Annotated in this window: 10 protein-coding genes; 7 read left to right on the forward strand and 3 right to left on the reverse strand. The window is 52.6% G+C overall.

The window, feature by feature from the left end; translation table 11 throughout:
- Position 1: 1 nt before the first annotated feature.
- The 3 genes from B5D63_RS00870 to B5D63_RS00880 are packed head-to-tail and all read right to left on the reverse strand — an operon-like array spanning position 2 to position 1,584.
- Positions 2–736 (reverse strand): YoaK family protein, encoded by a 735-nt coding sequence (locus B5D63_RS00870; protein WP_078666901.1) that lies wholly within the window; start codon positions 734–736, stop codon positions 2–4.
- A 15-nt stretch (positions 737–751) separates the two neighbouring features.
- Entirely contained in the window at positions 752–973 is a 222-nt protein-coding gene (locus B5D63_RS00875) for a hypothetical protein (protein WP_078666902.1), read from the reverse strand.
- A gap of 11 nt (positions 974–984) precedes the next feature.
- Entirely contained in the window at positions 985–1,584 is a 600-nt protein-coding gene (locus B5D63_RS00880; protein WP_078666903.1) for a methyltransferase domain-containing protein, read from the reverse strand.
- A 248-nt stretch (positions 1,585–1,832) separates the two neighbouring features.
- On the opposite strand from B5D63_RS00880, the gene B5D63_RS00885 reads away from it, so the two are divergent.
- The 7 genes from B5D63_RS00885 (at position 1,833) to B5D63_RS00915 (ending at position 12,713) form a co-directional block, all read left to right on the forward strand.
- A complete protein-coding gene (locus B5D63_RS00885; RefSeq protein WP_078666904.1) occupies positions 1,833–2,444 on the forward strand; it encodes an RNA polymerase sigma factor in 612 nt (203 codons plus the stop codon).
- A gap of 75 nt (positions 2,445–2,519) precedes the next feature.
- Positions 2,520–3,692 carry a FecR family protein gene (locus tag B5D63_RS00890; protein WP_078666905.1) on the forward strand — a complete coding sequence of 391 codons (1,173 nt, stop codon included), beginning with the start codon at positions 2,520–2,522 and terminating at the stop codon, positions 3,690–3,692.
- Positions 3,693–3,837: 145 nt separating this feature from the next.
- Entirely contained in the window at positions 3,838–7,275 is a 3,438-nt protein-coding gene (locus B5D63_RS00895; protein ID WP_078666906.1) for a TonB-dependent receptor, read from the forward strand.
- Positions 7,276–7,305: 30 nt separating this feature from the next.
- Positions 7,306–8,985 carry a RagB/SusD family nutrient uptake outer membrane protein gene (locus B5D63_RS00900; RefSeq protein WP_078666907.1) on the forward strand — a complete coding sequence of 560 codons (1,680 nt, stop codon included), beginning with the start codon at positions 7,306–7,308 and terminating at the stop codon, positions 8,983–8,985.
- Between the two features lie 41 nt (positions 8,986–9,026).
- A complete protein-coding gene (locus B5D63_RS00905; protein ID WP_078666908.1) occupies positions 9,027–10,052 on the forward strand; it encodes a hypothetical protein in 1,026 nt (341 codons plus the stop codon).
- A 25-nt stretch (positions 10,053–10,077) separates the two neighbouring features.
- Positions 10,078–11,280 carry a glycoside hydrolase family 27 protein gene (locus tag B5D63_RS00910; protein ID WP_078666909.1) on the forward strand — a complete coding sequence of 401 codons (1,203 nt, stop codon included), beginning with the start codon at positions 10,078–10,080 and terminating at the stop codon, positions 11,278–11,280.
- A 5-nt stretch (positions 11,281–11,285) separates the two neighbouring features.
- Complete coding sequence (locus B5D63_RS00915; RefSeq protein WP_078666910.1) at positions 11,286–12,713, forward strand: glucosidase family protein; 1,428 nt, start codon at positions 11,286–11,288, stop codon at positions 12,711–12,713.
- Positions 12,714–12,769 lie beyond the last annotated feature (56 nt).

Below are 12,769 nucleotides of genomic sequence, written 5' to 3' on the forward strand. Positions count from 1 at the left end.
GTTACCCGGTCGCAGGCGTATGCATACGCCGCACCATTTTCCGCAGCCGTACGCGGAAAAGATCATAAAACAAAGCGATGACCAGCACGCCTGCCGGCAGATAAAAAGTGTAGTAAGACAGCCGGAGAAATGCATACCCGCCCGCAATACCTCCTCCCAGAAAAAAGAAGATGATGGCCAGCCGGAGAATAATTTTTTTCCTGACATCGCTGTTGTGCTGATGCGGATGGAATAGTACGCTGTGAAGGTCGATCCCGAGATCGGTGAACATACCGGTCAGGTGCGTGGTGCGCACCACATACCCTGAGATGGTGGACACCAGCGCATTCTGCATACCCATGGCAAACAGGAGACTGCCTGCAAAATATTCTGTCTGTAAAATACTTTGGTCATAGGTATGCCCGAATGTGCCCACCAGTATAAGGATAATCATTTCGCAGAGGATGGGTATCACATAACCCCATCGCCTGAAAGGGCCGGTTTTGCCGGAGAAAATGCTGGAGAAAAATGCGCCTGCGAGGAAAAGCAACAGCCATAACCCTACCATGCGGGCCGCCCTGAAATCACCGCTGGCCAGCTTATGGGCCAGCAGTGCGGCGTGACCGGTGACATTGGTGGTAAGAACGGCGAAGGCAAAAAGCCCCGCCGCGTTTACCATCCCTGCGGTAAAACACAACAGTACCGCCAGTCGTAGGTTATGCTTGTAACTTCTTTTTTTTCCGGTATGGCGCAGCATGGACCAATAGCGCTTTTATTGCAGTTCGGGACATCCCCGCAGGCAGATCAGCGCATAACGAAAGCTGCTCCATTGGGTGCTGTCCCATTCCAGTGGGGATTGAGTTTCCAGCCATGACTGCAGTTGAGCTGCTATGTCATCGTGGGTAATGCCGGAAACGATCTGTGTTACCTGTTGTTTGTCTTCCGCCTGTTTTAGTGCTTCAATAATGTCTGATATATGTCTCTCTGTTACCATGATAATATTTTTTATGATCGTTTTACCCACATTTTCAGGAGGAAGTCCACGCTGGCGTCTACCAGCTGATAGCTGGGCGGCATCTCGTCTTCCAGGCTGTGGAAAGTGACTACCCGTGTACCGCCCGGCTTGTGTGCCAGCCCCTGGAACATCTGCCGGCAGTAGTAGTGGTACAGGCTCGCGGAATATTCCGTGTCCTGGTCAATATGCCCGTCCTCTGCCAGGTTCTCGAAGAAGGCGTTGTAAAAATAAAAGTGATCGAAATCGTCAAAGTCTATCTGGGTAACATTCCCATGGATAAATTGGGCGTTTTCAACGCCGGTCAGCCGTTGTGCGGAGCGGGCGAAATTGTGCAGTTCCCTGCGTTGTTCCACACCGTAGAAAGTGCTTTCGGGGTAGTGGTGTGCACCGATCAGGCAGAATTTGCCGACGCCGCTGCCTACGTCGAGGATGCGGTCGCCTGAGCCGGCAGACAGGAAACGGGCCGCTTTGCGGGCTACTTCCACCGGTGTCCAGTGCCGTCTTGATAGTTGCTGAATACGTTGCGGGTACAGCCAGTCAAAAGCTGCATCATTTACATACCACGTCGGGCTTGCGGTTATTTCGTTCATACCGGGTGCAAAGTTAGCCAGCCACGGCGTCGGTAGCGTTGATACTTTTCAGGAAAAAAGCTGCAAAAAGTCACTTTTTGAGATGTTCCCGGAGGATAATATCTGCGAAGAAGCGGATAATTTCTAAGAAGGGCGTACTTTGATTTCCCCCTAAATTTAATACCTTGGAAGAAATTTACAACCAAAATAATTGATCGCATACCGGATGGTTTTTTAAGGATGACCGGCCGGTTTTATCTGTCTGAACATTGCCAACCGTCCAACTATATGATGATACGGCCCTTTTTAAAAAAGTGGCCCTCGGTGATGAAACGGCTTTCCGGACACTCTTCGACCGATATTGGGATACCGTGTACGGCGTTGCTTTGGCACTGACCAAATCGGCTACCATGGCGGAGGAGATGGCGCAGGACGTTTTCGTGAAACTGTGGCTTAAACGGGATAAGCTGGCAGCTGTCGAGAATTTTGAAGGCTATCTGTTTATGATAGCGCGCAACCATATTTTCAATACTTTCCGTAAAAAAATACAGCTCGCTTCTTTTACAGACCATTTGCCGGACTATGCCGCCCAGCACCTGACGACGGCCGATACACCGGACAAACGCCTGCTATGCCATGAACTGGAAACACTGGTGGCCAAAGCGGTGGATCAACTGCCGCCGCAGCAGCGGTCGGTATATTGCATGAGCCGGCAACAGGGCCTTAGCCAGGAGGAGATCGCGGATGCTCTGGACATCTCCCGTCATACAGTGAAAAGTCATATGAATAAAGCATTACACCTTATCCGCAATTATCTCCGGCAACATGCTACCATCGAAACGCTGCTTCTCTTTTATTTTATGGCGATGACCGCCCGTTGAAAAAAAAATTTTACTTCCAACTCATACCACCACCTTTTACCGATGTCTTTATAGACACAGCAACCACCATTGCCCATGGAACAGGCTCATTTGAAAACACTGCTGCAGCGTTATCTCGATAACAACCTTTCTCCGCAAGGACTGAAGGAACTGATCGTGCACCTGCAACAGGACACACAACACGATACGCTTTTACAGGTGGTGCAGCAGGCGCTGGCCAGCGGTGCTTATGCGGCACCTGCCGACGCCGCGCAGAAGGATACTATTTTCCGGAACATCCTGCAAAAGGCGGCGGAGCAGGAAGCAGCTACGGCGCTGCAGCCGGTAAAACGCCGCACCAGCCTGTGGAGAGCCGCTGTAGCCGCCATGGTGATTGTGCTGGCAGGGGTGGCGGCGTATTTCGCCGCTGGTCACCGGTGGACCAGCCACGCGCCGGCGCTGACCCACCAGGATGTACTGCCCGGCGCCAACAAAGCCGTGCTGATACTGGCCGATGGCCGCCGTATTACGCTCGACAGCGCCGCCAGGGGAACGCTGGCACAGCAGGGGAATGTTACTATTTCACAGACGGACAACGGACAGCTGGATTATAACGGTACCAACGCCAACGGCAAAGCTGTGGTATATAATACCGTTACCACGCCCCGTGGCGGCCAGTTCCGCATTACCCTGCCTGATGGTACCAAAGTATGGCTCAACGCCGCCTCATCACTGCATTTTCCGGCCGCGTTCCCCGCCGGAGAAAGAAGCGTGGAGGTTACCGGGGAAGTATATTTCGAAGTGGCGCCCCGGGCAACAGCGCCTTTTACGGTAACAGCGCGCGGCACAACAGTAACGGTGCTCGGTACCCGATTTAACGTGAACGCCTATACGGACGAAGCGTCGGTGAATACCACCCTGCTGGAAGGCAGCGTAAAGGTAGCCCATCAGGGACGCTCCGTAATGTTGAAGCCCGGCGGGCAGGCGCAGGCAAAAGAAAATATCCGGGTGCTGGACAATGTGGATACGGAAGCACTCATGGCCTGGAAAAACGGCCGTTTCTCCTGTAATGACATCCCGTTGGAAAATATTATGCGACAGATCAGCAGATGGTACGATATACAGGTGGTCTTTAAAGACCGGATTACCGATACCTATAGTATAGAAATATCCAGGGATGTGCCCCTGTCCAAACTATTGCGCTTCCTGGAACTAAGCGGAGGCGTTCATTTTGAAGTCAATGAAAAAACAATCATCGTAAAAAAGTAAAGAGCAACAACCATTCGCGCAGTGATCAGATGCAATAAAAAACCGGGAGGTGTTCGCGGCACCACCCGGCGGATTGTTGGATCAGGACACTTATACAATCGTTTTCGGGACTGCTAATTGTTTACATCCAAACTTTAACAAAAGTATGCAAAATGTTCTTTGTAATTCCACATTACTGAAAGACCGCCATGCCCGTAAACCAGAACGGCAAAGGGCACTCATGGCCAAAATCGGGTTGATCATGAAGTTGACATCTATTCTTATGCTGGCGCTGATGCTGCAGGTACATGCCGCTACCAACGCCCAAACGATCACGCTCTCACTGAAAAATGTTCCGCTCAGAACAGTCTTCAAAGCGATCAGCCGGCAGGTCGGCTACAATTTTGTTTATAACAACAACCTGCTGCTACAGGCCGGCAAGGTAGATGTTGAAGTAAACAACGCCCAGGTAGAGGAAGTGCTGAAACAGGTTTTCCGGGATCAGCCGGTCACCTACGAGATCATCGATAAAACGATCATCCTCCGCAAACCGGCATCAGCGACCCCGGCAGATAATGACCGTCCTGTCGCCCCGGCCGCCACCATCCGCGGCCGCGTGACAGACGAGGCGGGCGAGCCGCTCATCGGCGTTACCATCCAGCTGAAAGGCGCCTCCGCCGGCGCCGTCACCGGCAATAACGGTGAATTCCAGATCAACGTGCCCGACAACTCGTCCGGCATACTCGTCTTCACTTTCCTCGGGATGGAAAAACAGGAAGTGGTGATCGGCAAACGGACACACCTCGACGTGAAGCTGAAAAGGTCTGTGGCACAGCAGCAGGAAGTGGTGGTAGTAGGCTACGGCACCCAGAAAAAAGCCACCCTCACCGGCTCCGTGGCCACCATCAAAGGAGAGGAAATTGCCCGGGTGCCCACGGCCAATGTGTCTAACGGACTGGCTGGCCATATCCCCGGCGTCATCGCCAACAACCGCTCCGGCCGCCCCGGTGACGACTACTCTTCCGTATACGTGAGAGGCTTCAACTCCTTCAGCGGCGGCACAGCACCCCTCATCATCATCGACGGCATCCCCGACCGGAACATGGACCGTATCAACCCCAATGATATCGAAAGCGTTACCGTACTGAAAGATGCTTCTGCTGCCATCTACGGGGTGCGGTCGGCCAACGGTGTGATCCTCATCACCACCAAAAGAGGTAAAAGCGGCAGGCCCACCATCACCTACGAAGGTACCTACGATATCCAGCAGCTCACCCGCATGGACCACCGCGTAAATGCATGGCAGTACATGACTTACTATAATGAGCTAAGCACCTACCAAAACACTACGATCCCCTATACACAGGCCGATATCGAAAAATACAAAGCCGGCAACGATCCCAACTATACCAGCACCGACTGGCAACGGGCCGTATTCCGGAGAAATGCACCCCAAACCAACCACAGCATCTCCGTGAGAGGAGGCAGCGACGCGGTGAAATTCTTCCTCTCCGGCCAATACCTCTCGCAGCAAAGCAACTGGGCCAACAGCGACGAGAACTTCAAAAATTATAACCTGCGTTCCAACATCGACGCATCTATCTCCAAAAACCTGAAGCTGACGCTGGATATCGCTGCCAGAAAAGAAGACCGCCAATACCCCGCGCTCTCCGCCGGAAGCATCCTGCATGAAACGGTCAGCATGTACCCTTTTATCCCCGTACACTGGACAAACGGATTCCCTTCCGCCGGTATTTCCAACGGCCGCAATCCCTACACCATGACGTCTTCCGCACCGGGGTATGATAACGTGACCGACCTCTTTGTGCAGCCTAAAATAGGGTTCGACTGGCAACTGCCCGCCATCCTGAAAGGCTTGTCCATCAGCGGTTACGCCGCTTTCGATTACCGCCAGCGCAGCGAAAAAAATTTCACCCGCCCCTGGGATGCCTATACCTATAGCCTCACTACCAATTCGTACAACAACCAGAAACCCAGCACGGCGATCCTCAGCCTGTCCCAGGATGAGCGCTCTTTTAATGAGAACACCTATTTCTATAAAATCGCTTTCGAGAGATCATTCGGTAAACATAACATCAATGCCTTTGCCGGATATGAACAAACCGTATCTTCTTACCGGCAGACGATCGCTTTCCGCAAAAATCTGCTGAGCGATCAGCTGGACCAGCTTTTCTCCGGTGGCACTGTTGACCAGAACGCCAACGGCACCGCCAGCCAGGATGGCCGCGAAAGTTACCTGGGTCGTGTGTCCTACGCCTATGCCGATAAATACCTCGCGGAAGTGGTAGCCCGTTACAACGGTTCCTTCAACTTCCCCAAAGACAGGCGCTGGGGCATGTTCCCCTCCGTATCCCTCGGATGGCGTATCTCTGAAGAAAATTTCTTCAAAGACAAGGTGAAGTTTGTGGACAACCTCAAACTGCGTGCGTCGTGGGGCATCATGGGAAGCGACGCGGTGGCCAAATACCTCTACCTGGCCCGTTATTCGCTGGTAAGCAACATGAGCTCCTCCTATTTCTCCTACCCTAAAGAATACAACACCTACTTTGGCCCCAACTATACAGAATCCATCGCGCTTTATCTGGCCTCCGTACCCAATGCCAACATCACATGGGAAAAGCAGGACACGCGTAACTTCGGTCTGGATGCGGTATTGTTCAATAATCGTTTAAGCGTGACCGTAGATTATTTCCGCAATCTGCGCAAAGACATCCTGGCGCCAAGAAACGCTTCTGTACCGTTGTATACAGGTCTTACCCTGCCGGATGAAAATATTGGCAAAACGCTGAACAGGGGCTTTGATTTCATCGTGAACTACAATGGTCAGGCCCGTGCCGTCAAATACAACGTGGGTGTCAACTTCACCTATGCCAAAAGTAAGGTGCTGTTCCGCGACGAAGCGGCCAATATCCCGGCCTATCAGAAGTCTACCGGCCTTCCGATCGATTCATGGGTAGTGTTTGAAACCAATGGGATCTACCATACACAGGAAGAAGTAGATAAATCCCCCCATATGGCCGGCGCTAAAGCAGGCGACCTCTGGCTGGTGGATAAAAATGAAGACGGCGCCATCACCTACGATGACCAGGTACGCATCCCGGAGTCCGCCACACCGAAGATCGTGTTCGGAGTCACCATGGGCGCGGAATACAAAGGCCTCGCCGTAGACCTGGTATGGGCCGGACAAACAGAAGCCAAACAACTGATTCTTCCGCAGATGCAGGGTGCCGTGGTGGCCCCGCCACAATGGCTGTATGATGGCCGCTGGACACCGGACAACCCGAATGCGGAATATCCAAGGGCTTTCAATTCCAAAGATCCAAGGAACTCCGTATATGCCGATTTCTGGCTGGTAGACGCTTCTTTTCTCCGCCTGAAATCCGCGCAGATATCCTATAACATCCCGAAAAACCTGTACCGCAGCATCGGTATCGAAAACATCCGGGTATTTGTAAGCGGTTTCAACCTCTTCTCCGTCGATAAGATGAAGAAATTCTACCGCGATCCGGAAACCAACAATATCACTGGTACCGGTTACCCGCAGACAAGGATCTATCGCGCTGGTATCAGCATCGGCCTGTAATCATTTCTATGACATTTAAATCAATTTACCGTGAAAAGAACATACCGGAGAATAGGCGCTGCATTATTTATTGCATTGTTTTTTACAGCCTGTCAGAAAAATGTACTGGATAAAGTGCCACTGGATTCCTTTTCAGATGAATCTGTCTGGAAAGACCTGCGCCTCGCTAAAGCATTTGCCGATTTTCAATATAGTATACTGCCCAATGCCGGCCACTACTGGGACCACCTGAGCAACCGGTCATGGGCCCTCTCCTCCGCCTGTGATGAGGCTTTCAACCGCTTCGACGATTACAATGCGACCATTATGAATTCAGGTTCCCTCACACCGGACAACCTGAATAACTTTGACATATGGGCGGAAACGTACAAGCGTATCCAGGATTGTAATCTCTTCCTGTCCAGAATCGATGGTGTGCCCGGCGACGACGCCCTGCGCAACCAGTTGAAAGCCGAAATCACCTATCTGCGTGCCTACGCCTACTTTAAACTCATCAGCGACTACGGCGGCGTGCCACTGGTGACAAAACCATTCGATCTGAACAGCCAGTACAACATGTCACGCAGCTCCTATGATGAGTGCGCAGCTTTCATCGTGAAAGAATGTGATGCCGCCGCGGCAGTGCTGCCCGGCAGCTACAGCAACGGCGCGGCTGAACTGGGAAGGGCTACCAAAGGCGCTGCCCTCGCCTTAAAATCACGGGTACTCCTGTACGCCGCCAGCCTGCAATGGAGCGCTGACGATAAGGGCAAATGGCAAAAAGCAGCTGATGCTGCCAAAGCGGTGATCGATATGCCCAACTACCAGTTGTTTACCGGTGCGTACCCTAACCTGTTTACCACCTACAACACAGAGCTGATCATGACCCGGGCCACCAATAAACAATACCAGTGGGATGCTTTTCAGGGCGTGGAAATGTTCCTGGCGCCCAACGGTTTCCGCGGCTGGTCTTCTTTTGCCCCCAGTCAGGCCCTGGTAGATGCTTTCGGTATGGCTGACGGAAAAGATATCTCCGATCCGGCTTCCGGCTATGATCCGCAGAACCCGTACGCCAACCGTGATCCGCGCTTCTACCAGGATATTATCTGCGACGGCCGTCCTTACGGTAAACCGGACTACTTCAAGGACCGTTACGATGCAGGTCATAGCAACGTGGTGGAAACCTATGAAGGCGGCCTCGACTCCGAAAGAGGATGGGACACCTGGAACGCCAGCTACACCCGCTACAGCTTTCGCAAATACCAGGATACGACCTATAACTACCGGGTAGAAACGCAAACCAATAAAATATGGGTGGTAGCGCGGCTCTCCGAGATATATCTGAACTACGCGGAAGCAGTATTTCACCTCGGCAATGAAAGCAAAGCCCGTGAAGTGCTGGACCTGCTGCGCCACCGCGCCGGCATCGCTACCAATCTGCCGGGTACCCTGAGCGGTCCCGCCCTGCTGAAAAAAATACAGAATGAAAGGCAGGTGGAATTATGCTTGGAAGGACATCGCTATTACGATGTACGCCGTTGGAAAATCGCCGGTGAAACGGAAAACAAGCCGCTGAATGGTATGAAGATCGTAAAGAACACTGACGGTACTAAAACGTATACCGTCATCAAAGTACAGGACCGTGTGTTTAAGCCGGAGCACTACCTCCTGCCTATTCCCCGCGATGAAATCAGAAGAACCAACCTGCCTCAGAATCCAGGATATAAATGATAACCATTAAAGTGATCAGTAGCATGAAACACCGATGCATAATGACACTACTGCTGGTAATACTGGGGGCGTGCAAAAAAAGCACTGCCCCCGCCGGTGGTAGCGATCAGCATGACAAAATACAAATCGCCGTTACCGCGCCGGAAACAGGATATATCTACCTGGACGGCGCCTATACCGGCGTACAGACGCCCGGCAGCATCGCTGTCGCCAGCGGGAAACATATAGTAGGCGTGGCTTTGCGGAATTCATGGCAATACCTGCGGAAGGAAAGCCATGTCACCGGCGCCGCCACATTGAATTTTACTACGGCAGACAAACCCGCTCCCAAAGTATGGAAAGCTCTCTGGATAGGACTGTACGAGACAAAAGGCATTACCTCCTCCGGCGAATGCAGTACACATTTCTCGCAGACGGAGCTGAACATGGGCTACGATTTTTTTCAATGGAGCATCCAACAACATTTTGAGAAGTATGCGTACAACACCATTCACTGGGATGTTGTGAGGAAAGACATCACACTACCGGTAACGCTTACACGTTCGCCAAATGGTAACTTTACCGTGGAACCTTCCACCATCGCGGCAATGATGCCGGAAATACAGCCCGGCGCTTATGACTGCGTATTCGTTTTCTGGCGCGAAAGTGAAGGCGCCTGTAACTTTAAAAGCAACTACTTCGGCCTGGCATGGACCAACCCGCTCAAAGAAAGTATCAAAACAGGATTCGTTACTATCAAGTTCGACGCAGCGGCCAGCCTGGCCGACAGGATCAACTACTACAAAACGAATGACCCCGGCGTATGGCTGCACGAATGGCTGCATACCGTCGGGGAAAATTTCTACCAGGACAAGGGCCTGCAACTGCCGCGCAAAGCCGGCGACGGCCTCGCCGTCCACGCAGCGGAAATGTATAACTACGTTTTCCCGTGGATGGACTGGTACCGCGACTTTATGGCGGGCACCGTGGTCAATGCCAACGGCACGCCACGTTACCTCGGCATAGGCCCGGAAGCGATGCTGGGCTGCTCCCTTCGGGAGAAAGCGGCGGCCACTTGTCAGGATTAATTGTTCATCATCTCACAAAGAAAAAATGAAAAAACTGATATGGAACGTGTTGGCATTGGCGCTGACGCATATCTCCACGGCACAGAAATTTGAAGGGCTGGCGCCTACGCCGCCTATGGGCTGGAACAGCTGGAATACCTTCCAGACGGGCATCAACGAAAAGCTGATCATGGAAACGGCGGATATCCTGGTGTCTTCCGGCATGAAAGACGCCGGCTATACCTACCTGGTGCTCGACGATGGCTGGATGGCCATGGAGCGCGACAGCCTCGGAAATCTGGTCCCCGACCCGCAGAAGTTCCCCCATGGCCTCAAAGCGGTGGTGGACTATGTGCACAGCAAAGGCCTGAAATTTGGCATGTACAACTGCGCCGGCACGCTCACCTGTGCCAAGTACCCCGGCACCCGCGGTTATGAGTACCAGGATGCACGCAACTATGCCGCCTGGGACATCGATTATCTCAAATACGACTGGTGCAATACCCACGGCATCAACGCTAAAGAAGCTTATACCACCATGAGCCATGCGTTGCGCAAAGCCGGCCGCCCTATGATCTTCAGTCTGTGCGAATGGGGCGTAAACAAGCCATGGGAGTGGGGCGCCCCGGTGGGCCAACTGTGGCGCACCACCGAAGATATCTGGCAGGTGTTTGACTCCGTACACAGCCACGGTACCTGGGACGCCCTCAGCGTAATGCGCATCGCCGATATACAGGATAGCCTCCGCCGTTATTCCGGCCCCGGTCACTGGAATGATCCGGACATGCTGGAAGTAGGTAACGGGATGACTTATACGGAAGACAGGACTCATTTCTCCCTCTGGGCCATGATGGCCGCTCCACTGATGGCCGGTAACGATATCCGGAAAATGACGCCCGCTACCAAAGCCATCCTTACCAACAAAGACGTGATCGCCATCGACCAGGACCCTTTAGGTATACAGGGCTTTAAATTTTCTGATAAAGACAGCTTGCAGATATGGTTCAAACCCTTGCAGCACGGCGACTGGGCCGTTTGTTTCCTGAACCGAAGCAGCCACGATGCCACGGTGCATTTTAACTGGAAAGAGACCGCTGTGGTGGACAATATCTTCCACCATGCATTGAAACAGGATGTTCATTATACCCTGTACAACGTGTGGACAGGTAAAAATGAAGGCACTACGAAAAAACCGTTCAACACCGTGATTCAACCACATGATATCGTGATGTTCCGGTTAAAGCAATAATATACATGAAACGATTCCTGATCATAAGCTGGCTGCTCAGCTGCTGCTTCACTGCATTTTCGCAGGGCGCTGTTTTTACGACTACTGATACCGCCGTGCAGCAGGCGTATCGCTGGGCGGCCGGTATGGTACAGCATTACCGCGGTAATGCCACCGATCCGGCAGGCCCGTGGTATGAGGCCGCGCTGCCTGCGCGTAACGCTTTTTGTATGCGTGATGTAGCGCATCAGACCATCGGCGCCGCTATCTGCGGGCTGGACAAAGAGAACCGTAACATGCTGCGTGCTTTCGCTACGCATATCGCGGAAAAAAGAGACTGGTGTTCGTACTGGGAGATCAACAAATGGGCGCTTCCTGCACCGGAAGACTATCGCAACGACCGCGAATTCTGGTACAACCTGAACGCTAATTTCGACCTGCTGTTTGCCTGCTGGAAGCTATACAAGTGGACCGGCGACAAATCGTACATACAGCATCCGGTATTTACGCATTTTTTTGATAAAACGGCGAACGAATATATCCATCGATGGGTACTGCAGCCGGATTCTCTTTTCACGCGGCCGCTGCATCCGAATGCGCCAACGCCTTTCAATAAGCAGGATTATTTTCATCGATGCCGTGGGCTGGCATCCTACGTAGAAAATGTACCGGACCTTAAAATGGGAGTCGACCTGATAGCGGCCATCTACCGCGGTTTGTCTTCGTTGTCGGCGATAGCGCGACTAAATAACGATGTAGCCAAAGCTGCGCGGTATGAAAGCATGGCCCGCCAATACCGGGAGAAAATAGATGCCCATTGGTGGAATAGCGGCGATCAACGCTACTACACATGGTATAACGGCGCCGGCGAATTTGGAACAGGAGAAGGGGAGATGTTCCTGCTGTGGTTCGATGCGCTGAAAGATACCGCCCGAAGCAGGCAGACGATGGCCCATTTGCTGGCTGGCCGGTGGAATGTGGAAACGACCTCCTACCTGCCGGTGATCTGCTATCAGCAAGGGTACTGGCAGCAGGCTCGCGGGTACCTTTTGCAGCTGTCCGACCCAACTACCCCACGAAGGGAGTATCCTGAAGTGTCTTTCGGCGTGGTGGAAGGGATTGTCCGCGGATTGATGGGGATAGAACCGGATGCACCGCAGCGGCGCATTACCACCCTTTACCGGGGCCAGGCTGCTGATACCGCTACAGTGCGCGGACTAGGGGTGATGAATACGACTGTCACGGTGACGCATAAAGGAAAAGAAACTGTCTTTCAGCATTCAGGTAAACAGCCGTTGCGCTGGCGGGCGGCTTTTGCAGGGAAGCATGATCGTATCCTGGTACAGGGCGTGGCCATGGCAGCCAGCTACCAGACGGATAACAACGGGCAGATAATATCCTTTGTGGATATAAAAGTGCCTGCCGGGACAAGTTGGAAAGCAGCAATTAAGTAAAACCTGTCACCTGTAATTGAAAGCCTTATAAACAATCAAAAGGCCCTGAAGCAGCT

It is taken from the genome of Chitinophaga eiseniae (assembly GCF_900167135.1).
Lineage (GTDB): Bacteria > Bacteroidota > Bacteroidia > Chitinophagales > Chitinophagaceae > Chitinophaga > Chitinophaga eiseniae.

Excerpts from the sequence above, each read along its gene's own strand:
- B5D63_RS00910 (WP_078666909.1), top strand. The coding sequence starts at position 10,078 with ATGAAAAAACTGATATGGAACGTGTTGGCATTGGCGCTGACGCATATC.
- B5D63_RS00870 (WP_078666901.1), bottom strand. The coding sequence starts at position 736 with ATGCTGCGCCATACCGGAAAAAAAAGAAGTTACAAGCATAACCTACGA.
- B5D63_RS00890 (WP_078666905.1), top strand. The coding sequence starts at position 2,520 with ATGGAACAGGCTCATTTGAAAACACTGCTGCAGCGTTATCTCGATAAC.
- B5D63_RS00875 (WP_078666902.1), bottom strand. The coding sequence starts at position 973 with ATGGTAACAGAGAGACATATATCAGACATTATTGAAGCACTAAAACAG.
- B5D63_RS00880 (WP_078666903.1), bottom strand. The coding sequence starts at position 1,584 with ATGAACGAAATAACCGCAAGCCCGACGTGGTATGTAAATGATGCAGCT.
- B5D63_RS00915 (WP_078666910.1), top strand. The coding sequence starts at position 11,286 with ATGAAACGATTCCTGATCATAAGCTGGCTGCTCAGCTGCTGCTTCACT.
- B5D63_RS00895 (WP_078666906.1), top strand. The coding sequence starts at position 3,838 with ATGCAAAATGTTCTTTGTAATTCCACATTACTGAAAGACCGCCATGCC.
- B5D63_RS00905 (WP_078666908.1), top strand. The coding sequence starts at position 9,027 with ATGACACTACTGCTGGTAATACTGGGGGCGTGCAAAAAAAGCACTGCC.